General features: G+C 65.7%; 20 protein-coding genes. 9 read left to right on the top strand and 11 right to left on the bottom strand.

What is annotated here, in order from left to right; genetic code table 11:
- Position 1 precedes the first annotated feature (1 nt).
- From B3446_RS12665 to B3446_RS12635, 7 genes are all read right to left on the bottom strand, one after another.
- Positions 2–874, bottom strand: a complete 873-nt coding sequence (locus B3446_RS12665) for a MurR/RpiR family transcriptional regulator (RefSeq protein WP_175123132.1) — start codon at positions 872–874, stop codon at positions 2–4.
- Between the two features lie 29 nt (positions 875–903).
- Positions 904–1,902 carry an ABC transporter ATP-binding protein gene (locus B3446_RS12660; protein WP_291381465.1) on the bottom strand — a complete coding sequence of 333 codons (999 nt, stop codon included), beginning with the start codon at positions 1,900–1,902 and terminating at the stop codon, positions 904–906.
- Positions 1,899–2,906 (bottom strand): ABC transporter ATP-binding protein, encoded by a 1,008-nt coding sequence (locus B3446_RS12655; RefSeq protein WP_291381463.1) that lies wholly within the window; start codon positions 2,904–2,906, stop codon positions 1,899–1,901. The genes B3446_RS12660 and B3446_RS12655 overlap by 4 nt, the downstream gene beginning before the upstream one ends.
- A 2-nt stretch (positions 2,907–2,908) precedes the next feature.
- Positions 2,909–3,778, bottom strand: a complete 870-nt coding sequence (locus B3446_RS12650; protein ID WP_191577677.1) for an ABC transporter permease — start codon at positions 3,776–3,778, stop codon at positions 2,909–2,911.
- 9 nt (positions 3,779–3,787) lie between these two features.
- Positions 3,788–4,729: an ABC transporter permease gene (locus B3446_RS12645; RefSeq protein ID WP_175184149.1), complete on the bottom strand. Its 942-nt coding sequence runs from the start codon at positions 4,727–4,729 to the stop codon at positions 3,788–3,790.
- A gap of 90 nt (positions 4,730–4,819) precedes the next feature.
- On the bottom strand, positions 4,820–6,379 hold the full coding sequence (locus B3446_RS12640; RefSeq protein ID WP_291381460.1) for an ABC transporter substrate-binding protein: 1,560 nt from the start codon (positions 6,377–6,379) through the stop codon (positions 4,820–4,822).
- A 112-nt stretch (positions 6,380–6,491) separates the two neighbouring features.
- Positions 6,492–7,760 carry an amino acid deaminase gene (locus tag B3446_RS12635; RefSeq protein WP_291381458.1) on the bottom strand — a complete coding sequence of 423 codons (1,269 nt, stop codon included), beginning with the start codon at positions 7,758–7,760 and terminating at the stop codon, positions 6,492–6,494.
- A 176-nt stretch (positions 7,761–7,936) separates the two neighbouring features.
- On the opposite strand from B3446_RS12635, the gene B3446_RS12630 reads away from it, so the two are divergent.
- The 4 genes from B3446_RS12630 (at position 7,937) to B3446_RS12615 (ending at position 12,050) form a co-directional block, all read left to right on the top strand.
- On the top strand, positions 7,937–8,728 hold the full coding sequence (locus B3446_RS12630; protein WP_291381456.1) for a deaminated glutathione amidase: 792 nt from the start codon (positions 7,937–7,939) through the stop codon (positions 8,726–8,728).
- Between the two features lie 107 nt (positions 8,729–8,835).
- On the top strand, positions 8,836–10,176 hold the full coding sequence (locus B3446_RS12625) for a replication-associated recombination protein A (protein WP_056568621.1): 1,341 nt from the start codon (positions 8,836–8,838) through the stop codon (positions 10,174–10,176).
- Between the two features lie 45 nt (positions 10,177–10,221).
- Positions 10,222–11,568: a serine--tRNA ligase gene (gene serS, locus B3446_RS12620; protein WP_291381453.1), complete on the top strand. Its 1,347-nt coding sequence runs from the start codon at positions 10,222–10,224 to the stop codon at positions 11,566–11,568.
- Between the two features lie 233 nt (positions 11,569–11,801).
- Positions 11,802–12,050 carry a hypothetical protein gene (locus B3446_RS12615; RefSeq protein WP_175123125.1) on the top strand — a complete coding sequence of 83 codons (249 nt, stop codon included), beginning with the start codon at positions 11,802–11,804 and terminating at the stop codon, positions 12,048–12,050.
- A gap of 233 nt (positions 12,051–12,283) precedes the next feature.
- On the opposite strand, the gene B3446_RS12610 is transcribed toward B3446_RS12615, so the two are convergent.
- Together B3446_RS12610 and B3446_RS12605 are read right to left on the bottom strand one after the other, a co-directional pair.
- Positions 12,284–12,613, bottom strand: coding sequence for a virulence factor (locus B3446_RS12610; protein ID WP_191577671.1), 330 nt, complete (start codon positions 12,611–12,613; stop codon positions 12,284–12,286).
- Positions 12,614–12,904: 291 nt separating this feature from the next.
- Positions 12,905–13,417: an ASCH domain-containing protein gene (locus tag B3446_RS12605; RefSeq protein WP_191577670.1), complete on the bottom strand. Its 513-nt coding sequence runs from the start codon at positions 13,415–13,417 to the stop codon at positions 12,905–12,907.
- Between the two features lie 194 nt (positions 13,418–13,611).
- On the opposite strand from B3446_RS12605, the gene B3446_RS12600 reads away from it, so the two are divergent.
- Both B3446_RS12600 and B3446_RS12595 read left to right on the top strand, forming a co-directional pair.
- Positions 13,612–13,809 (top strand): hypothetical protein, encoded by a 198-nt coding sequence (locus tag B3446_RS12600; RefSeq protein ID WP_056568607.1) that lies wholly within the window; start codon positions 13,612–13,614, stop codon positions 13,807–13,809.
- A 1-nt stretch (position 13,810) separates the two neighbouring features.
- Entirely contained in the window at positions 13,811–15,001 is a 1,191-nt protein-coding gene (locus tag B3446_RS12595) for an amidohydrolase family protein (RefSeq protein ID WP_291381448.1), read from the top strand.
- Here B3446_RS12595 and B3446_RS12590 read toward each other — a convergent pair.
- On the bottom strand, positions 14,998–15,900 hold the full coding sequence (locus B3446_RS12590) for a LysR family transcriptional regulator (protein ID WP_191577668.1): 903 nt from the start codon (positions 15,898–15,900) through the stop codon (positions 14,998–15,000). The two genes, B3446_RS12595 and B3446_RS12590, sit on opposite strands and share 4 nt — an antisense overlap.
- Before the next feature lie 160 nt (positions 15,901–16,060).
- Between B3446_RS12590 and B3446_RS12585 the strand changes: the two genes are divergently transcribed.
- Both B3446_RS12585 and B3446_RS12580 read left to right on the top strand, forming a co-directional pair.
- Positions 16,061–17,188 (top strand): mandelate racemase/muconate lactonizing enzyme family protein, encoded by a 1,128-nt coding sequence (locus B3446_RS12585; RefSeq protein ID WP_105237620.1) that lies wholly within the window; start codon positions 16,061–16,063, stop codon positions 17,186–17,188.
- Positions 17,189–17,372: 184 nt separating this feature from the next.
- On the top strand, positions 17,373–18,353 hold the full coding sequence (locus tag B3446_RS12580) for a Bug family tripartite tricarboxylate transporter substrate binding protein (protein WP_291381445.1): 981 nt from the start codon (positions 17,373–17,375) through the stop codon (positions 18,351–18,353).
- A 3-nt stretch (positions 18,354–18,356) separates the two neighbouring features.
- Here B3446_RS12580 and B3446_RS12575 read toward each other — a convergent pair whose 3' ends face one another.
- Entirely contained in the window at positions 18,357–19,205 is an 849-nt protein-coding gene (locus B3446_RS12575; protein ID WP_291381443.1) for an IclR family transcriptional regulator, read from the bottom strand.
- Positions 19,206–19,366: 161 nt separating this feature from the next.
- Between B3446_RS12575 and B3446_RS12570 the strand changes: the two genes are divergently transcribed.
- Positions 19,367–21,019 (top strand): MFS transporter, encoded by a 1,653-nt coding sequence (locus B3446_RS12570; protein ID WP_291381441.1) that lies wholly within the window; start codon positions 19,367–19,369, stop codon positions 21,017–21,019.
- Positions 21,020–21,047 lie beyond the last annotated feature (28 nt).

Genomic DNA, 21,047 nt, shown 5'->3' with positions numbered 1-21,047 from the left:
ATCAATCGCCCAACGGCAGGCGGTTCGGTCCGCCGCGGTGCTCGTCCAGCGCCAGCTTGATGCGGCGCAGGCGTTCTCGGTTTTCTTCCTGGTTCAGCATGGCCAGTTCGGTCGACAGCAGGTCGATGGCCAGCATCATCGCGTAGCGCGAGGCCGAGGGCTTGTAGATGAAGTCGGTTTCGTCGGTGCGGATGGGCAGCACGACGTCGGCCAGTTTCGCCAGTTCGGACGAGGCGTCCGTGATGGCGACGATGCTGGCGCGGTACTGCTTGACGATGCGCGCCGCGCCCACGATTTCAGGCGTGAGGCCCGATGCCGACAGTACCAGTACGGCGTCGCGTTCATCCAGCGTGGCCGCCACCATGCGCAGCAGCACGGCGTCGCTGTAGACAGCAATGGGATAGCCCAGCCGCACCAGGCGCGACTGCACTTCCTGCGCCAGCACCGCGGATGCGCCGCCCATGCCGAAGACGTAGATCATGCGCGCCCCGTCCACGATGGACGCGGCCGCTTCGAACAGCTGCTCGGTGAAGGCCGGCAGATGCGCGCGCAATGTACTTTCGATGTCGGCGTAGATGCGGGCGTAGAAGGTGCTTTCTTCGGCCGGCGCGCTGGGATCCAGAAAGCGGCTGCCCACCGTGCTGGCCTGCGCCAGCTTCATCTTCAGGTCGCGCGTGTCGTCGCAGCCCACCGTGCGCGCAAAGCGCGAGATGGTGGCGATGCTGACGCCGGCCTTGGCGGCAAGCTGGTCCACGGTGGCGCTTGCGCTCCAGATGATGTCGTCCAGAATGGCGTCGGCCACCTTGCGTTCGGTCACGCTCAATGCGTCCCGCCGACTGCGTATCTGGAAGACGATGTCGCGGATGATGTTCATGTGTGATTCCTGGATCAATTCGGGCGGGCTCAGCCCGCGAGCGCGGGATCGTCGAGTCGGATGCAGGACACGTAGTGGTCCGCGCTGACGCCGACGGCCGGCGGCACGGCCGCGGCACAGGCGTCGATGGCGTGCGGGCAGCGCGTGCGGAACACGCAGCCGGAAGGCGGGTTCACCGGGCTCGGGATATCGCCCTTCAGGAGGATACGCGAACGCGGGGCGCGCGGATCCGGCACGGGCGCGGCAGACAACAGCGCGCGCGTGTAGGGATGGCGGGGGCGGGCGTAGACCTCGCTGGTCGGCCCGCGTTCCATGACGCGGCCCAGGTACATCACCACGACGTCGTCGCACAGGTAATCCACCACGGCCAGGTCATGCGCTACGAACAGCATGGTCAGGCCCAGGTCGCGTTGCAGGTCCTGCAGCAGGTTAAGCACCTGCGCCTGCACCGACACGTCCAGCGCGGATACGGGTTCATCGGCCACGATGAAGTCCGGCTCAACCGCCAGCGCGCGGGCGATGCCGATGCGCTGGCGCTGACCGCCGGAAAATTCGTGCGGATAGCGGCGGCTGTGGTCCGCATTCAGGCCCACGCGTTCCAGGAGTTCGCCGATCCGCTCGGCGCGGCGGTTCTGCGCCAGCTTGTGCGTGTCCAGCGCCTCGCCCAGAATTTCGGCCACCGTCATACGCGGATTCAGGCTGGCGTACGGGTCCTGAAACACGATCTGCATGCGGCGGCGCCACGGCAGCATCTGCTTTTCGTTCAGCTTAGTGATGTCATGCCCGTCGAACACGATGCGACCCGCGGTGGGCGCGAACAGGCGCAGCAGCGCGCGGCCGGTGGTGGTCTTGCCGGACCCGGATTCGCCGACCAGGCCGACGATGGTGTTGCGCGGCACGTCGAAGCTCACGCCGTCCACGGCGCGCACGACGGGGGCGTTGCGTGACTGCGAAGTCGGAAAGTGGACCTTCAGGTCGTCGATGCGCACCAGCGGCTCGGCGGCGCGGGGAGTCGGAATGCTCGTCATAGCGGATTCACCTTGATGCAGCGCGCGCGGTGTTCGGCCTGTACCGTCACCAGGTCGGGGACGCCGGCGCGGCAGTCGTCCGCCGCCAACGGGCAGCGCGGCGCAAACGTGCAGCCGGCCGGCAGCGACAGCACGCTGGGCACGTTGCCGGGAATGGCGCGCAGGCGCTCACCGGATGCCAGCAGCGCGGCGGTCGGCAGACAGGACAGCAGGCCGCGCGTGTAGGGATGCGTGGGCTTTTCGAACAGGTCGTAGACGCCGGCGTCCTCGACCACGCGCCCGGCGTACATGACGGCCACGCGATGCGCGATCTCGGCCACCACGCCCAGGTTGTGCGTGATGAAGAGGATGCTCATGTTCATCTCGGCCTGCAGGCGGCGCAGCAGGTCCAGGATCTGCGCCTGCACCGTCACGTCCAGCGCCGTCGTGGGTTCGTCGGCGATCAGCACGGCGGGATTGCACGCCAGGGCCAGCGCGATCATCACGCGCTGGCGCATGCCGCCCGACATCTGATGCGGGTACTCGTTGACGCGGCGGTCGGCCGCCGGGATCTCCACGCGCTCCAGCATCTCGCGGGCGCGCTTCAATGCCGCGGCGCGCGAACCCCCTTCGTGCTGCAGCACCGCCTCGGCGATCTGGTCGCCCACGGTGTACAGCGGGTTCAGGCTGGTCATGGGCTCCTGGAAGATCATCGCGATCTCGGCGCCGCGGATGCGTTGCAGCGTGGCGGGCGTGGCGTGCGCCAGATCGTGCTGGACGCCCTGGCGGTCGCGGAACAGGATCTTGCCGGCCTCGATGCGGCCCGCCGGCTTGGGCAAGAGGCCCATGATGGACAGGCTGGTCACGGACTTGCCGGAACCGGATTCACCGACGATGGCCAGCGTCTCGCCGCGGGCGAGGTCGAAGGTGACGCCGTCCACCGACTTGGCGATGCCGTCGCGGCTGTGGAACCAGGTCTTCAGGCCTTCCACCGACAGCACGATGTCTCGGGTGCTTGCGGTCATGTTTACAGCTCCTTGCGCAGGCGCGGATCGAGAACGTCGCGCAGGCCGTCGCCCACCAGTTGCAGCGACAGCACGGACAGCACGATGGCGATGCCGGGAAAGATCATGATCCAGTCCGCCGAGCCCATGTACTGCTGGCCGGCGTTGATCATGGTGCCCCAGGTCGGAATGTCGGGCGACACGCCCACGCCCAGAAACGACAGGCCCGCTTCGGCCAGAATCGCGTACGCGAAGATGAAGGTGCCTTGCACCAGAATCGGCGACACCAGGTTGCGCAGCACGTGCACGGTGACGATGCGCCACGTGGGCACGCCCAGCGCGCGGGCCGCTTCCACAAAGGGCAGCTCGCGGATCACGAGCGTCGAGGCCCGTACGATGCGCGCCAGGCGCGGCGTGTACACGATGCCCAGCGCGATCACCACGTTGACCAGCGACGGCCCCAGCGCAGCCACCAGCGAGATCGCCAGCAGGATGTCGGGAAACGCCATCATCGCGTCGATCAGCCGCGACACGAACTTGTCGGCGGTGCGGAAGAACCCGGCGATCAGTCCCAGCGCGATGCCCAAGACGCTGGACAGGATGACGACGGAAAAGCCGACCATCAGCGACAGCCGTCCGCCGTGGATGACGCGGCTGAACACGTCGCGGCCGAAGTCGTCGGTGCCGAACCAGTGCGCGGCGCCAGGCGCCTTCAGGCGGTTCATGATGGACAGCTTGAACGGATCGTAGGGGCTGATCCACGGCGCCAGCAGCGCGGCGGCCGCCAGCACCACGATCACGATGAGACTGATCAGCACCGTCTTGCGCGCCACCAGCAGGCGCAGGACCTGCCAGCGGTCCGAGCCGGGATTCATGGAAGTTGCAGTCGTCATGTCGATGGCTCAGTAACGCACGCGGGGGTCGACCACGAGGTACAGCAGGTCGATGAACAGATTGATCAGCACGTAGATGGCCGCGATGATCAGCAACGCGCCCTGGATGACCGGATAATCCCGCCGCAGCACGGCCGACACCACCAGGCTGCCCACGCCGGGCAGGCCGAACACGGTCTCGGTCACCACGGCGCCGCTGATGAGCAGCGCTGTGGTCAATCCAAGCACCGTCAGGATCGGAATCAGGGCGTTGCGCACCGCATGCTTCAGGATGACCTTGCGTTCCGGCAGCCCCTTGGCGCGCGCCGTGCGCACGTAGTCGTCGCGCAGCACGTCCAGCATGCTGGCGCGGATGAAGCGGGTAATCAGCGCCGAATTCACCAGTCCCAGCACGACCGCAGGCAGGATCAGGTGCGACAGGCGCGTGGCCAGCGAGGCGTCCGGCCCGCCATAGCCGGCCACCGGCAGCCAGCCCAGTTTCACGGAGAATACCTGCATCAGCAGCAGCCCCAGCCAGAAGCTCGGCACGCTGGATGTGAACATCGAGAACGACAGCACCGACTGGTCCAGCGTGGTGCCGCGTTTGACCGCCGACAGAATCCCGACAGGCAGCGCGATGGCACTGGCGATCAATAGCGACATCAGCGTCAGCAGGATCGTGGGTTCGGCGCGGTCGGCCAGCGCCGCCAGCACCGGCTTGTTCATGAAGATGGACTGGCCCAGGTCGCCCTGCAGCAGCTTGCCCAGCCACGACACGTACTGCATCGCCACGGGCTGGTCCAGCCCCAGCTGCGCGCGCAGGGCGGCGATGTCCTGCTGGCTGGCCTGCGGGCCGAGCATCACGGCGGCCGGGTCGCCGGGCGTGAGGCGGATGATGACGAACACGATGGTCGCGACGATGAACATCACGGCCACCAGCCCGACCAGCCGATTCAAGAGATAACGCAACACGGTGAAGTCCTGGAAATCATTCTCGTGGGCGCGAGCGGATCGCGCGGTCTGCGGTGGCGGGCGGCAGCGGCCGCCCGCCGGGGCACGGGCTTACTTGGCCGCCTTCCAGGCGTTCCAGAAGTACGGCCACGGCACTGCCTGGGTGCCTTGCAGCGACGGCGAGCGCGCGGCCTGCGCGTTGAAGTCGCCGACCTTGATGAACGGCACTTCGTCGTACACGGCCTGCTGAACATCGGCCCAGCGCTTGACGCGCTCTTCCTGCGACCCGGCCTGGTTGAAGGCGTCCAGCACCTGATTGCGGCGCGGCGTGTCCCACCAGCCCGGCGCGTCCTTGGACGGGAAGTCGATCAGCGCGGGCTCAGGCAGGAAGGGGCTGTGGGTAATGAAAATGTCCCACACGGCCGGATCCTGGCGGCGTTGCGTCAGCGTGGCCCAATCCACGACCTGCATGTCCACCGTGAAACCGGCGGCCTTCAGGTATTCGGCGGCAACCAGCGCCATTTTGTAATGGAACTCGTACTGCTGGCTGGTCAGGATGCGGATCTTGCGGTCCTGCACGTTGGCGCTGTCGACAAGCTTCTTGGCCGCCGCAGCGTCGCCCTTGTTGTAGACCTTGCCGCCCAGCGACGTGGCCCACGGGAAGCCTTCCGGATACAGGTCGCCGTTGAGCTTGTAGAAGTTCTTGTCGCCGAACGCGGCGAACAGCATGTCTTCTTCGTTCAGAGCCAGCTGCACCGCCTGGCGCACGGCCTGGTTCGACATGATGCCCTGCCTGGTGTTGAGCACCAGGCGAGGCCAGCCGAAGGGCTTGAGCATGACCGGATCGGAGCGGCCGTTCTTCAGCTTGGGCAGCGACTCCACGGGCAGCGAGTCCACGTAGTCGAACTGCCCGGCCACCGCGCTTTCCACGCGGGTGTTCGCGTTGCTGACCGGCACGAAACGGATCTCGTCCAGGTACTGCTTGCGCGCGCCGCCGTAGCCGTTGGGCTCGCCTTCGCGCTGCTTGTAGCCGTCAAAGCGGACCAGTTGCACGTACTGGTCGGGCACGCGGGCCTTGAGTTGATAGGGACCGGTGCCGATAAATTCGGTCAGGGACGGCGCGATCTTGCCCTTGGGCATGACGACCGCGGCGCTGTTGTTCATGGCCAGCAGCGCGGTCAGCGGCGCGTACGGCTGCTTGAGCGTGATGCGGATCGTGTTGGCGTCCGGGGCCTCGATGCCGCTGATGATCTTGGCGGCCATCTTGCCGCGCGTGGCGGTCTCGGTCCAGCGCTTCAGCGACGCCAGCACGTCGGACGAATCCATCTTCGAGCCGTCATGGAACGTGATGCCCTGGCGCAGCGGGATCGTATAGACCAGTCCGTCGGCGGACACTTCCGGCATCTTGTCGGCCAGCAGCGGCGTCAGGTTCCACTTGGCGTCAAAGGTGTACAGCGTCTCGAAGAAATGCTGGGTCAGGATGCCCACCAGATCGGCGGTGCTGGTCATCGGGTCCAGCGTCGGCGGCTCGCCGATGGTGGCGACAGAGATCGTGCCTCCCTTGACCGGCGTGGCACAGAGGGCGGGGGTCGACAAAGCGGTCAAGCCAATTGCGCCGGCCGCGAGCAGGCTCTTCAGCCCACCGCCTCGCCGGGAGGTACGGAAGTTCATGATTCTCTCTCCAGAGGAACAGAAACAGGTTGTCGCGTGAAATCGGATGCGCGCCGGGTGCCCGGATGCTGCGGTCCCCTTGGGGCCTGGCGCGGTGCCGCGGGCAGGGGGACTAGAAGAAGGTTTCGGCCACGCCGGTGACGCCGTAGTGCTCATTCACCAGCAGCACCTGACGCCACTTGTCGAACGTCAGGCAGGGATGCGAGATGTCGAAGGCGATCATGTCGCCGACCTGGATGTCGTCGCCGTCGCCCACCTGCATGAAGGCGTGCTGGTCCATCATCGCGGACAGCTTCCAGTGCGACGGCGCGGCGCCGGGCTGCACCGAGCCGGGCCGGTACAGCAGGGCGGGAGTGGGCAGGCCCGCGTCAAAGGCGGCGTCGCGCTTGCCCATCGCGATGATGGCGCGGCCGGGCTCGGGCAGCGACTGCACGTAGGCCCAGACCTGCAAGGCGGGTTGCAAGCCGGGTTCCATCTTGCGCGCCACCGGGTTCTGCGCGTTGATCCGCTCGGCCGCGGTGCGATAGATGCCCACGTCGTGCGACAGGTAGCAACCCGGACGCAGCACGACTTCCAACGGGCTGCCGATGTCCAGTTGCGAGAATTCCTCGGCCACGACGTCGAACCAGGCCGAACCGGCGCCGGAGATGATGGCCGGCCCGTTCTTGCGCAGGCGGCCTGCGGCGGCCAAGCCCCGCAGCGCATCCGTGGCGCGGCGCAGGAACGCGCGGATGGCGCCTTCTTCCTGCAATACGCCTTCGTAGACTTCGATGCCGGCCAGCGCCAGGCCGGGCCAGCGGGCGATCTCGTCGGCCACGGCCTGCAACTGTGCGTCATCGCGCACGCCGGTGCGTCCACCGGCCGGACCCAGTTCGATCAGCACGGGCAGCACCTTGCCCTGGTCGCCGAAGAACTTGCCCAGTTGCGCGGCGTTGGCGGCCGAATCCACGATGCAGAAGAACGTAAAGGCGGGATCCTGCAGCAGCCGCGCAATGATGGCCATGTTGGCGCGGCCCACGAGCTGGTTGGCCATCAGCACCCGGCGCACGCCGTGCTGGTAGGCCGCCAGCACCTGCGGCGCGGTGGCCAGCGTGATGCCCCACGCGCCGTTGTCGATCTGACGCTTGAACAGGGCCGGGCTCATCGTCGTCTTGCCGTGCGGCGCCAGCTTGACGTGATAGGCCTCCATGAACTGCTGCATCCACTGCAGGTTGTGGCGCACGCGCGCCTCGTACAGCACGGCGACGGGCAGGCTGACGTCTTCGTTCAGCAGATTCCAGTTGAGCGCCGCCACGTCGGCGGTGGTACAGGACTCGGGAAACGCGCCCAGGCCTTTGCCGTTCACGTCCAGCGGCGCTGCGGGGGAGGATGAGTTGGTCATGGCGGCGGTCCGGTATGGAAAATATTTACGTCAAAACTGGATTTTTTCATTATCGTGAAAGAAATTTACAAGCGGGAGCTAGGAGTTTCCCGTAGCCCGGGTCGCGCCGACGGTGGGAAAATAGGTCCATGCGCGCGCCCCACAGGGCGCGTCCGTGCTTCGACAAAGGAAAAGCCATGCTGAAAGTCGCCCTGGGCCAGTTCGCCGTCAGCCGCGTCTGGGAAGAAAACGCGCAGGTCTGCATCGATCTGATGGAACGCGCCCGCGCCGGCGGGGCGGGGCTGCTGGTCCTGCCCGAAGGCATCCTGGCCCGCGACATCACCGACCCGCAGATCGTGCTCAAGGCCGCGCAGCCGCTGGACGGCCCGTTCATCACGCGTCTGCTCGACGCCAGCCGCGGTTCGGACCTGGCCACGATGATGTGCGTCCACGTGCCGACGGGCGAGGGCCGCGTGTGGAACACGCTGGTCACCATCCGCGACGGCCAGATCCTGTCGCAGTACCGCAAGCTGCACCTGTACGACGCCTTCACCATGAAGGAATCCACCAATGTCACTGCCGGCACCGACATCCCGCCGCTGCTGGACATCGCCGGGCTGCGCGTGGGGCTGATGACCTGCTACGACGTGCGCTTTCCGGAACTGGCCCGCCGGCTGGCGCTGGACGGCGCCGACCTGCTGGTGCTGCCGGCCGCCTGGGTGCGGGGTCCGCTCAAGGAAATGCATTGGGAAGTCCTGGTCACCGCCCGGGCGTTGGAAAACACCTGCTACGTCGCGGCCACCGGCGAATGCGGCGAACGCAATATCGGGTGCAGCATGGTCGTGGATCCGCTGGGCGTCGTCACGGCGCGGGCCGGCGAAGCGCCCGCGCTGGTCTTTGCGGACATCGACCCGGAACGGCTGGCCCATGCGCGCAAGGTCTTGCCCGTGCTGGCCAACCGACGGTTCGGTCCGCCCGAACTGGCGTAGGCCTGGCGCGCTGCCGCCGCGCGGGGCGGCTGGCAAGCAAGGGGGCCGAGCCGGACATGGTGTAATGCAGGCTTGAAATCCTTGCTGTATTTCTTCATCTGCTGCCAATGAGCAACGATCTCTTCGCGGCCGATCCTGCGCATCGGCCCTACGTTCCCCTGGCCGAACGCCTGCGTCCCCGCACCCTGGCCGACGTGGTCGGCCAGTCGCACCTGCTGGGACCCGACAAGCCGCTGCGCGTCGCCTTCGAATCCGGCCGTCCGCACTCCATGATCTTCTGGGGGCCGCCGGGCGTGGGCAAGACCACGCTGGCGCGTCTGATGGCCGACGGCTTCGACGCGCAGTTCATCGCCATCTCGGCCGTGCTGGGCGGCGTCAAAGACATCCGCGACGCCGTGACGGTGGCGCAGATTGCGCAAGGCCAGGGCCGCCGCACGATTCTTTTCGTTGACGAGGTTCACCGCTTCAACAAGGCGCAGCAGGATGCCTTCCTGCCGTATGTCGAAAGCGGACTGTTCACGTTCATTGGCGCAACGACCGAAAATCCCTCGTTCGAGGTCAACTCCGCCTTGCTGTCGCGGGCGCGCGTCTACGTGTTGCAGTCGCTGACGGCCGAAGAGCTGCAGCAACTGGTTGACCGCGCCGTGCAGGCGCTCAACGAAGGACAAGACGACGGCGCGGCCATCCGCATCGAACCGGACGCGCGGGAACAACTGGCCGCCTGGGCCGATGGCGATGCGCGCCGGCTGATCAGCGCGGTGGAAGTCGTGGCCGAATCGGCGCAGTCCGCCGGACGCGACACGGTGGATGCCGCCTGGCTGGAAATCTCCCTGTCGCAGAATCTGCGGCGCTTCGACAAGGGCGGCGACGCCTTCTACGATCAGATCAGCGCGCTGCACAAGTCGGTGCGCGGCTCCAATCCGGATGCGGCGCTGTACTGGTTCTGCCGCATGATCGACGGCGGCGCCGATCCCAAATACCTGTCGCGGCGCCTGGTGCGTATGGCGGTCGAAGACATCGGCCTGGCCGACCCCCGCGCCACGGATCTGGCGGTAAACGGCGCCGACATCTACGAGCGCCTCGGTTCCCCCGAAGGCGAGCTCGCGCTGGCGCAGGCGGTGGTCTACATGGCGTGCGCCGCCAAGTCCAACGCCGTCTACAACGCGTACAACCAGGCGCGCAAGTTCGCGGCGGAACACGGCAGCGCGCCGGTGCCGATCCACCTGCGCAACGCGCCGACCAAATTGATGAAACAACTGGGCCACGGCAAGGCCTACCGCTACGCGCACGACGAGCCCCACGGCTACGCCGCGGGCGAGCAATATTTCCCTGATGGACTCAAGCCTTCCTTCTATCGGCCGACCGATCGTGGCCTGGAGGCTAAAATCCAGCAGAAGCTGGCATTCCTGCGCGAGCTGGACGCGCAGGAACGCGCCAAGAACCGGTGACGGGCAAGCCCCGCCGCCATTTTTTGCAACCTCACCGACCTCACCATGCTAGACCCGATACTGCTGCGTAAAGACCTGCAAACCGTCGTAGACCGCCTCAAGACCCGCGGCGTCGCCTTCGACACGGAACGGTTCAACGACCTGGAGTCTCGCCGCAAGGCCGTCCAGACCGAAACCGAGTCCCTGCAAGCCCGCCGCAACGCGCTGGCCAAGCAGATCGGCCAACTGAAGGCCAAGGGCGAGGACGCCAGCGCCGTCATGGCGGAATCGCAGGCCGTGCCCGAGCGCCTGAAGCAACTCGAGGAAGAGCTGGCCGCGCTGCAGCAGCCGCTCAACGACCTGCTGATGTCGGTGCCGAACCTGCCCCACGCCAGCGTGCCGCTGGGCGAGTCCGCCGATGACAACGTCGAGGTCCGCCGCTGGCTGCCCGGTGAAGCGGGCGCTGACGGCAACCCGCCCGCGCTGGGTTTCGAGCCGCGCGACCACGTGGCGCTGGGCGAACCGCTGGGCCTGGACTTCGACATGGCCGCCAAGCTGTCGGGCGCGCGCTTTTCGTTCATGCGCGGCCCCATCGCTCGCCTGCACCGCGCGCTGGCCCAGTTCATGCTGGACCTGCAAACGGGCACGCACGGCTACACCGAGTGCTACACCCCCTACATCGTCAACGCCTCGACGCTGTTCGGCACCGGCCAGCTGCCCAAGTTCAAGGACGACATGTTCGCGGTCTCCAAGGGCGGCGGCGACGACGATCCCAAGGTCGACGACCAGGGCAAGCCGTATGTGCGTGAAGACCAGTATCTGATCTCCACGTCGGAAATCACGCTGACCAGCGTGGCCAGCGGCGCGATTCAGGCCGCCGCCGATCTGCCGCTCAAGCTCACTGCCCACACGCCGTGCTTCCGCTCCGAGGCCGGCAGCGGTGGCCGCGACACCCGCGGCATGATCCGCCAACACCAGTTCGACAAGGTTGAAATGGTGCAGATCACGCAGCCGGATCAGTCGTACGACGCGTTGGAAGAAATGGTCGGCCACGCCGAGCGCGTGCTGCAGTTGCTGAATCTGCCTTACCGCGTCGTGCTGCTGTGCACGGGCGACATGGGCTTTGGTTCGGCCAAGACCTATGACCTGGAAGTCTGGCTGCCGGCGCAAAATACCTGGCGCGAGATTTCGTCGGTGTCCAACTGCGAAACCTTCCAGGCCCGCCGCATGCAAGCGCGTTTCCGCAACGCCCAGGGCAAGCCGGAATACGTGCACACCCTGAACGGTTCGGGTTTGGCCGTGGGCCGTGCGCTGGTCGCCGTGCTGGAAAATCACCAGCAGGCCGACGGCAGCGTGCTGATTCCGGAAGCGCTGCAGTCCTACATGGGCGGTATTTCGGTACTCAAGCCCTGATATTGCCGCACGTCCATCGGCCATATGGCGGATAAAAAGACGGAGCCTTCGGGCTCCGTTTTTTTTTATCATTGCCGACATATTCCTGTCGTTTTGGAACGCTATCGTGCTCGCGTGAGTGCTTGATTTTTGATGTGAGCAATTGTGTATTTGGCATAAAAGGGCCGGATAGTTACGGCACAATACACCGGCGTTCTACACGCTTCATTCACTTATATAACAAGGAGTTGTCCATGACTTCAAGAATGATTGGAGATTTTCGTGTGAGATGCTCTGTGGCAAAGGAAGACGAGCAGGGCTATCGGGTGCAAATATGGACCCGCCGTATCGGCGGTACCGCACCCGAAAAATGCTGGACCGTGCCGGGACAGCCGCCCTTCGCTGAATTGCACGAAGCAGAACAGGAAAGCCGTCATCTGTTTCAGGGCATCAATGGTGTGCGTTTCAACGGTGAACCGGAGTTTGCTCATGCGTCCGCATAATGGTTGGTGGCGGGCGTCCAGTGCGCCGCGCCGCTGGATTGATCTCGTTCAGGAATCGCCGCGTTGGGTCGATGAAAAGGCCAAACCGGTATTGCAACAACCGGCCTCGCTGGCCGCAAAGCCCGTCCAGGCCCCCGCTGCCTGACAGGTCGCCGCGCGGGGCACCGGACATTGTCCCGACGGAAAAAAGGCCACTCGCAAGAGTGGCCTTTGCTTATGCAGCAAGCTGGAACTTAATGACGGTGGTGACCATTGCCGTGGCCGCGGTAGTGGCCATGGCCATGCCGAGGGCCGCGCCAGTCGCGGCGATCATAGTAACGGCCGCCGCCGTAATACACCGGCCCCGGATACACGACGGGTGGCGGCGCGACATACACAGGCGCGGGACGGTAGTACACCGGTGGAGGCGGCGCCACGTAGACGGGCGCCGGGGCCACATAGACGGGCGCGGGGTAGACGACGCCCGGCACGCCGATGGAGATGCCGACGTCCACGCGCGCGAGGGCAACACTCGAGATCATCAAGCCCGCGGCGCCGATACCTGCAATAAGCCACTTTTTCATCTTGCACCTGCCTACTGCGAGTCGCAGCAAAGTTGAGTATTCAATGCCGCCATTTTCGGCGGTTTCCGCCAGCTATTCGTAAGCAGCGGGGCCGCAATAGCGACAATCCGCAACCGCCCCCGTTTTCAGACGCCCATGACTGCTGCAGTGCGGCAGCAGGCGTCCGCTCTGGCGGAACCGGTATTGAAGTCGATTGAAATGGGATGGAATTGATTGAAGTAGCGGGGCGGCGTTACACCTGGAAACCAACTCCAGGCGGGGGGGGGGGGGGGGNNCCCCCCCCCCGCCCGCCTAGTAATCCGACTTGTTGTAGGGCGTCGTCTGCCGGTATTCGACCACCCACACCCAGGGGTTGGCCGCCCACGCATGTGAGCCGTAACGTTCGCACCACATCAACGCGAACGCAGTCTGCAACGGCACGCCCGGCAATAGCGCGGAACTCTGATAAAGCGACTGCGTGCCTTCGGCCCGCGCGTCGGCCTCGGTCAGATTTTGCAGCCGCTGAATGCGCACCCCCACGACGACGGCGCTGGCAAACGGCGCGCCCGCCTCGTCAGCGAGGATGATGGTCTCGCCCGATTTGCCGTAAGGGCACCTGACCCAGCTCGAGGTCTTGCGCATTTCGGAAGGATTGTCGGGTGATGGTCCCATGGCCACCCATCTGCCCGAATCGGCGGCGTCCGCGTACCAGACCGTCGTGAACTTGGACGGCTGCGGCTTGAGGATGCGCCGGCTCTGAACCTTGGCCCCATCCAGAATGGCTTGCTTGAGCGGTTCGCTGAACTGTAGTAACTGCCGTTTCATGTGCTAGCTGTATCCCTCGCGATGAACGCTTAGCGCGCTTATTGCTGTTATGGCCGGGGCCGGCACGTGCCACCTGGTCGAGACGTACGCAATCTCTGTGCGGAGTATGACGTGTCACGACTTACCTGTCAGGAGGCCGCTTCATTTCTGTTGTCTTTTTGAAAACAGCGAGACGTTATTTGTATACTCGACGCATGACTACCGACCTCCACAATCTCAAGCCCGGTTACTACTGGTACACCATGGCCAACGACCCGCTGGCCGTCATCCATATTCATGAAGACGGCGGCGCCACGCTCATGGGCACGGACTATCGCATCGGCGCCGAAGGCGTCGCCGACATGGTCCGGCAAGGCGAGCGCTTCTTCTGGATCGAGCCGCCTCAAGTCTGAGATGGCGGATCTGCTCCTCAAGAACGTCCGCACGGCACAAGGCGAGGGCGTTGACGTTCTGGTGCGCGACGGCCGCATCCTTCGGATCGGCCCCGGGCTTGATGCCGATCCCGGCATAAGCGTCGAAGACGGCGGCGGCGCCTTGCTGCTGCCGGCCCTCATCGAGGGCCATACCCATCTGGACAAGACGACCTGGGGTTCCGCCTGGTACGTGAACAAGGTCGGACCGTCCCTCACCGATCGCATCGACAACGAACGCAACTGGCGCGCCGCCACGGCACACGACGCCGCCAGCCACTCGCACGCATTGGCGCTCGCATTTCTCCGTGCCGGCACGACGCGGATCCGCACCCACGTCGACGTCGACACCGATGCCGGGTTGAAACACCTGGAAGGCGTGCATGCCACGCGGCAGGCGCTGGCCGGCCGCGTCGAGATTCAGACGGTGGCCTTTCCGCAATCAGGTCTCTTGGCGCGGGCCGGCACGGCCGAGCTGCTGGACCAGGCACTTGCCGATGGAGCAGACGTGCTGGGCGGGCTGGACCCGTCCGCCATCGACCGCGACCCCGTGAAATCGCTGGACGTGCTGTTCGGCCTGGCCGACAAGCATGGCAAACCGGTGGACATTCATCTGCACGAACCTGGCGAACTCGGCGCCTTCACGCTGGAGTTGATCCTGGACCGGGTGCAGGCCCTGGACATGAAAGGCAAGGTCGTGATCAGCCACGCCTTCTGTCTGGGCGCCTTGGAGGCCCCTCGTCTGCAAGGGCTGCTCCGGCGGCTGGCATTGCTGGACGTGGCCCTGCTGACCACCGCGCCAGCGTCGCGGCCAGTGCCCGCAGTGCGCGCCTGCCGCGAGGCAGCCGTAACGCTTTTTGGCGGCAACGACGGCATCCGTGACACCTGGACGCCGTACGGCAGCCCGGACATGCTGGAACGTGCCGCGCTGATCGGGCTGCGCAACGATCTGCGCCGCGACGACGAGATCGAGTGGGCGTTTGAATGCGTGACCCGCGCGGCAGCCCGCGCCTGCGGGTTTGCGGACTACGGTCTGGTCCCCGGCGCGCGCGCCGACCTGGTGCTGGCCGACGCCAGTTGCATTGCCCAAGCCGTGGTGCAGCACACGCCACGTCGCCTGGTAGTGTCCAGCGGCGTGGTCGTGGCGCGCAACGGCGAAGACGCCATCGCCTAGCGGGCGCGCGGCGCGGCCGCGCCGCCCAGGCCGAGTTGCGACTCGGCCACTTCCACAAACGCCCGCATCAATTCCGAACGCACGCCGGCGCGCAACCAGATCGCGCCCACCGTTCTGACCGGACAAGGTTCGGGCAGCGGCCAGCGTTTGACGTGCGCGGGCGGCGTGCCCGTGCTGGCCCAATCGGGCAGTAGTGCGACCCCCAACCCTTCGGCGACCAGTTTGGCAATGGATTCGATGCCGTCCAGTTCAAAGCGGACGCGCGGGCGCAGGCTGCGTGCGCGCAGGTAGTCATCCGCCATCTTGCCGCCCACCACGCTGCGGTCGTAGCAGATATACGGTTCCCGAACGATGACAGCCAAGGGGTCGTCGACCTTCATGTCGGCGGGGGTGACCAGCACCAGGGGTTCGTGCCGCAAGTCGCGCCACGCGCAGGTCTTGGGAATGGGAAACAGCGGATGCACCAGCAGCGCGCCGTCCAGTTCGCCCGACAGCACCTTGCTGTACAGCAGCGTGGTCGGCGCGGGTTCTATATAGATCTCGATGCCGGGATGCCTCGCCACCCATGTGCGCAGCACCGGCGGCATGATGCCGGTCAGTGCGGTGGGCGTGGCGCCCAGCCGCAAGGGGCCGGCCGGCAGGTCCGTGTCCGACGCGGCCGAGCGCAGGTCACGCACGTCGCGCAGGATGGCGCGCGCGCGTTCCAGAATGCGCACGCCGGCGGGCGTGGGTTTGACCGTGCGGCCCGAGCGCGCGATCAGTGCGCTGCCCACGTCCGCCTCCAGCGCGCGCAGCCGCTGCTGCACCGTGGCCGGTGTCAGCCCCTGATGCCGGGCAGCCTGAGCGATGGAGCCGAGTTCCACCACATGCACATATGTCTGTAGAAAGCGCGAATCCAAAGCCGCGTGCCCTTTTCAGAAAATGGTTTTTCCATATTCTAAAGATGCGTGAAGATAATTGTTGTTTTCTTTGGTCCGGAGAAGAATACGTCCAGGCGATCAGGCAGCGCGCGGCGCGCCGATCGGTCCCGTCGATTTCACTGCTTTCAAGGAGCCACCCGTGCCCATCATTGAATCCATAGACGTATGCGCCGCGGCGGTGCCTCTGGATAAGGTCACCTCGTTTTCCAATCGCACCGTGTCCACCCGCCACTACGGCCTGGTCAAGGTGCGTTCCACCGATGGCGTAGAAGGTATCGGGTTCTGCTATGTGGGCAGCGCCGGCGGCGCGATCTTCGAGGCCGCGGTCCAGAGCCTCTTGGGGCCCGTGTTGCTCGGCAAGGACTCGCACGCGGTCGAAGGGTTGTGGCAGTCCATGTATCAGGAAGCGCTGCTGCAAGGCCGCCAAGGCACCGTGATGCGCGCACTGAGCGCGCTGGACATCGCGCTGTGGGATCTGAACGCCAAGACCGCGGGCCTGCCCCTGCACAAGTTCCTGGGCGCGGTCGAACTGGAATCCGTGCCGGCCTACGCCAGCGGCGGCTACTACCTCGATGGCAAGACCCCGCAGCATCTGGGCGAGGAAATGGCCAGCTACGTGGCCAAGGGCTTTGGCGCCGTCAAGATGAAGACCGGCCGCCTGTCGCCGCGCGAGGAAGAAGCGCGCCTGAAGGCCGCGCGCGAAGCCGTGGGCCCGGACGTCGAGCTGATGATGGACTGCAATAACGCCTGGCAGGACGTGACGCAGGCCATGCAATACATCCGCCGCTTCGAACAATACGAGCCGTACTTCATCGAAGAGCCCTTCAGTCCGGACGACATCGACAGCCACGCCAAGCTGGCGCGCCTGACGCATCTGCCGATTGCCACCGCCGAGATCGGCTACGGCCGCTGGTATCACAAGGAACTGCTGGACAAGGGCGCGGCGGGCATCCTGCAGACGGATGCGGCGGTTTGCGGCGGCATCACCGAATGGAAGCGCATCGCCGCCACCGCGGCCAGCTACGGCGTGGTCGTGTGCCCGCACTGGTTCCACGACGTGCATGCCCCGTTGGTCGCGGCCACGCCCAATGCGCGCTACGTCGAATTCTTCTGGGACGATCAGGTCCTGAATTTCCGCAAGCTGGTCGACCGCCAACTGACCCACAAGCAGGGCCGCGTGATCCTGCACCAGGAGCCGGGTTTGGGGTTCGGCTTTGACGAGCGCATGGTCGAACGCTTCGGCAAGTGGACGCGCGTCGCCCGCTAGTCCCGTCGCCACGCGCCGCGCGCGAAAGGGCACGAGTCGGGCCCAGACAGCGGCGGCGCCGGTTCATGCAGGCGTAGTACCGAAGGTCCGCATCCAGGCCGCATCAGACGGCCGGATGCAACAGCGGCAGGCAGTTCCACATAACCAGTTGCCGGCCGTCGGACCGGCGCGCGAGGAGACAACGATGCAACGTAGGCAATTCATGACCAGCGCTGCGGCGCTGGGGGCGGCCCTTGTGCTGCCGTCGGCGGCGCGGGCGCAGGACATGCCGGCCGGGCCGGTGAAGATCGTCGTGGGGTTTCCCGCGGGCGGCGGCACGGACGTGCTGGCCCGGCTGCTGGGGCAGAAGCTCGGCGTGCTGTGGAACATGCCCGTCATCGTTGAAAACCGCGCGGGTGCAGCCGGCATCATTGCGGCCGAGCAGGTCGCCCGCCAGCCCGGCGACGGCAACACGCTGCTGATGGCGCACGTGAACAGCCATGGCATCGCGCCCGGCCTGCAGCCCAAGCTGGCGTATTCGGTGGACAAGGACTTCACGCCCATCGCGCTCGTCGGCAAGACGCCCACCATTCTGATCGGCGGCGCCAGCCAGCCGGCCAAGACCCTGCCCGAACTCGTCCAGCTATGCCGCGCGCAGCCCGGCAAGATCGTGTTCGGGTCGGCGGGCAGCGGATCCGCGCAGCATCTGGCGCTGGAAATCTTCAAGGCGCGCGCCGGCATCGACGTGCTGCACGTGCCGTACAAGGGCTCGGCGCCCCTGATGAACGACCTGCTGGGCGGCCACGTGCAATATTGCTTCGAGGGCATGACCACCGCCACGCCGCTGATCCAGTCCGGCAAGGTCATCGCGCTGGCCCAGACGTTGCAGAAGCGTTCCAAGAGCCAGCCCAATGTGCCGACCGTGGCTGAGCAGGGCTATCCGGGCTTCGAGGCCAGCATCTGGTTTGGCATGGTGGGCCCGGGCGGAATGCCCGCCGCCATGGTCCAGCGCATGAACCGCGACATCGACCAGGTGCTGGCGATGCCCGACGTGCAGGAGAAGCTGGCGCAGGTGGGGGCGGAAGACGGCGGCGGGGGCGTGCAGCGCTTTGCCGAATTCATGAAGAGCGAACAGCAGAAGTACGCGAAGACAATCCAGGACGCGAAGATCGTGGCGGAGGGGTAGCGCTTAGCGCGCCTCAGGATCCACCCAGCCCGCCGTCGCCGAGATCGAGCGGGCTTTTTCGCTGAGCAGGCGCGCGGTCTCGGATTCCAGGTCGTCGTCCACCGCGCCGACCGGTCCCATCAGTGTGATGGCCGCCTTCATTTCGCCCAGCATGTCGAAGATGGGCGCGGACAACGACGTGAAATGCGGTAGCAGCGCGTGGCGGCAGCGGCTGATGTGGTGCTTCTGCACTTCGTCGCGAATGGCCTGCACGTCCGCCATCGTGTAGGCATTGCCGGCGGTGCCGCCGTGGCTTTCGGGCACGGAGGAGGCCATCTCCTGTTCCAGCAGCTCGCGGGTCAGCGCATCGGGCAGGTGCGCCAGGAAGTTGCGGCCCAGCGCGGACGACAGCAGCGGCATCACCGTGCCCACGCGCAATTCCAGCAGCGGCCGGCTGCGGCTGCCTTCGACGCGGTAGACGATCGTCGGGCCCTTGTTGCCCCACACGCCCAAGAACACGGTGTGACCCGTGGCGGCGGCCACCTCGGCCATGATCGGGCGCGCCGTCGTGAACACGTCGAATTGCTCCAGGGCGGCAAGCCCCAGTCGCAACGCATATGGACCCAGCCCGTAGTGACCGGTATCCGCATGCTGCTGCACCACGCCGACCTTCTGAAAGCTCACCAGGTAGTAGTGGACGTTGGGCACCGTCAGCGCACAGGCGTCCGCGATTTCCTTGAGCGGCATCGGGCGGCCGGTCTTGCGGATGACGTCCAGGATCCGGAACCCCACCTCGATCGACTGGATGCCCCTGCGCGCCGTGGCCGGCGCCTGTTCCGAATTCTTCTCAACCTTGCCGGCGGGCCTTGCCATTGCTGCCTCCACAGTGTGCGTGGCGGCAGTGTAGCAGCGGCCTTTTGCCTGCTTTTCCAGTCCGCGCCGGGTTTCCCCTAGCTTTTTCCCATCCGGCGTTAGCTTTGATAATAGTTAATGCGTACAGCACTATCAATCTAAAACGACAGGGGAAAGCAAGCATGGAAGCAAATGTCGCAATGCCCAGGCTCGACGCCGGGCCGACGCTGAGCCGCAAGGAAGAACGCCAGGTCGTGGTCGCCTCGACGCTGGGCACGCTGTTCGAGTGGTACGACTTTTTCATCTACGGAACGCTGGCTGTCTTCATGAGCCAGGTCCTCTTTCCGCAGGACAACCCCACCGTCGCGCTTCTGGCCGCCCTGGGCGCACTGGCTGTGGGCTTCATCATCCGGCCGCTGGGCGCGGTGATGTTCGGCTACCTGGGCGACAAGCTGGGCCGCAAGTACACCTTCCTGATCACCGTCGTCATGATGGGCGGCGCCACCGTGCTGATCGGCTGCCTGCCTACCTATGAAACGGCGGGCCACCTGTCCTGGATCCTGCTGCTGACGCTGCGGGTCGTGCAGGGCCTGGCGGTGGGCGGGGAATACGGCGGCGCGGTGATCTACGTTGCCGAACACTGCGAACCGCGGCGCCGGGGCCTGTTGACCGGGTGGATCCAGATCACCTCGTCGGCCGGCCTGATCCTGTCGCTGGTCGTCATCCTGCTCGTCCAGGCCTCGATGAGCGCCGAGGACTTCCGCCAGTGGGGCTGGCGTCTGCCGTTCATCCTGTCGATCGTGATGCTGGCCATTTCGATCTACGTGCGCGCCAAGCTGCACGAATCGCCCGTCTTCATGCGCATGAAGCAGCAGAATCGCCTGTCGAAGAATCCGGTCAAGGAAACGTTTGGCCAATGGCCCAGCCTGCGCCTCGTGCTGCTGGCGCTGATCGGCGTCACCGCCGGCCAGGGCGCCACCTACTTCACCGGCCAGTTCTACGTGATGATCTTCCTGCAGCAGGCCGTCCAGCTTGATCAGACGACCGTCTACCGGCTGATCCTGATCGGCTTCATCATCGGGGCGCCGACCTTCGTGCTGTTTGGCTGGCTGTCGGACAAGGTGGGCCGCAAGTGGATCATGATGGCCGGCCTGTTCATTGGCGCCGTGGGTTACCACGCGATGTTCAACGTGCTGCTCAATGCCGGCAATCCGGCGCTGGCGCAGGCCATGCAGACCACGCCGGTCCGCGTGCATGCCGACACCAGCGGCGGCGCGTGCGACTTCGGATTGCAGGCCGCCATGATCGGCAGCCATGCCGACCACAAGAAGGTGTGCGTGCAGGCCAAGAAATTCCTTGTCGGCAAGGGCATCAACTTTGAATATGCCGCGCCGATCCCGGGGCAGGAGATTGCGATGAGCGTGGGCGGCGCTACCGTCAACGGCTTTGACCGCGCAGCCTACGCCAAGGCGCTGACGGCGGCCGGCTATCCGGAGAAGGCGGATGCCGCGCGCATCGACCGCGCCACCATCATCCTGATCCTGGTGCTGATGACGGCCGTCGTCGCGATGGTCTATGGCCCGGTCGCGTCCTATCTGGTTGAATTGTTCCCGGCGCGCATCCGCTACACGGCGCTGTCGTTCCCGTATCACATCGGCGCCGGCATTTTTGGCGGTATCGTGCCCTTTACCGCCACCTACCTGGCGCAGGCCAGCGGCAATATTTTCGGCGGCCTGATGTATCCGGTGGCGGTGATGGTGGTCGTGGGGGTCATCGGCAGCCTGCTGCTGCCCAACACGCGTGCGAAGGCCATCGACGAAGATCCGGCCCACTGACAATAAAGAGATAAAAAGGAAGCGAGCA

Source organism: Achromobacter sp. UBA5777, assembly GCF_002418565.1.
Classification (GTDB): domain Bacteria; phylum Pseudomonadota; class Gammaproteobacteria; order Burkholderiales; family Burkholderiaceae_B; genus Achromobacter; species Achromobacter animicus.
This window is presented reverse-complemented; position numbering and strand designations above follow the sequence as displayed.

What these genes read in the sequence shown, in the direction of transcription:
- B3446_RS12665 (WP_175123132.1), bottom strand. Translation starts at nt 874, where the DNA reads ATGAACATCATCCGCGACATCGTCTTCCAGATACGCAGTCGGCGGGAC.
- B3446_RS12660 (WP_291381465.1), bottom strand. Translation starts at nt 1,902, where the DNA reads ATGACGAGCATTCCGACTCCCCGCGCCGCCGAGCCGCTGGTGCGCATC.
- B3446_RS12655 (WP_291381463.1), bottom strand. Translation starts at nt 2,906, where the DNA reads ATGACCGCAAGCACCCGAGACATCGTGCTGTCGGTGGAAGGCCTGAAG.
- B3446_RS12650 (WP_191577677.1), bottom strand. Translation starts at nt 3,778, where the DNA reads ATGACGACTGCAACTTCCATGAATCCCGGCTCGGACCGCTGGCAGGTC.
- B3446_RS12640 (WP_291381460.1), bottom strand. Translation starts at nt 6,379, where the DNA reads ATGAACTTCCGTACCTCCCGGCGAGGCGGTGGGCTGAAGAGCCTGCTC.
- B3446_RS12635 (WP_291381458.1), bottom strand. Translation starts at nt 7,760, where the DNA reads ATGACCAACTCATCCTCCCCCGCAGCGCCGCTGGACGTGAACGGCAAA.
- B3446_RS12630 (WP_291381456.1), top strand. Translation starts at nt 7,937, where the DNA reads ATGCTGAAAGTCGCCCTGGGCCAGTTCGCCGTCAGCCGCGTCTGGGAA.
- B3446_RS12625 (WP_056568621.1), top strand. Translation starts at nt 8,836, where the DNA reads ATGAGCAACGATCTCTTCGCGGCCGATCCTGCGCATCGGCCCTACGTT.
- serS (WP_291381453.1), top strand. Translation starts at nt 10,222, where the DNA reads ATGCTAGACCCGATACTGCTGCGTAAAGACCTGCAAACCGTCGTAGAC.
- B3446_RS12615 (WP_175123125.1), top strand. Translation starts at nt 11,802, where the DNA reads ATGACTTCAAGAATGATTGGAGATTTTCGTGTGAGATGCTCTGTGGCA.
- B3446_RS12610 (WP_191577671.1), bottom strand. Translation starts at nt 12,613, where the DNA reads ATGAAAAAGTGGCTTATTGCAGGTATCGGCGCCGCGGGCTTGATGATC.
- B3446_RS12605 (WP_191577670.1), bottom strand. Translation starts at nt 13,417, where the DNA reads ATGAAACGGCAGTTACTACAGTTCAGCGAACCGCTCAAGCAAGCCATT.
- B3446_RS12600 (WP_056568607.1), top strand. Translation starts at nt 13,612, where the DNA reads ATGACTACCGACCTCCACAATCTCAAGCCCGGTTACTACTGGTACACC.
- B3446_RS12595 (WP_291381448.1), top strand. Translation starts at nt 13,811, where the DNA reads ATGGCGGATCTGCTCCTCAAGAACGTCCGCACGGCACAAGGCGAGGGC.
- B3446_RS12580 (WP_291381445.1), top strand. Translation starts at nt 17,373, where the DNA reads ATGCAACGTAGGCAATTCATGACCAGCGCTGCGGCGCTGGGGGCGGCC.
- B3446_RS12575 (WP_291381443.1), bottom strand. Translation starts at nt 19,205, where the DNA reads ATGGCAAGGCCCGCCGGCAAGGTTGAGAAGAATTCGGAACAGGCGCCG.
- B3446_RS12570 (WP_291381441.1), top strand. Translation starts at nt 19,367, where the DNA reads ATGGAAGCAAATGTCGCAATGCCCAGGCTCGACGCCGGGCCGACGCTG.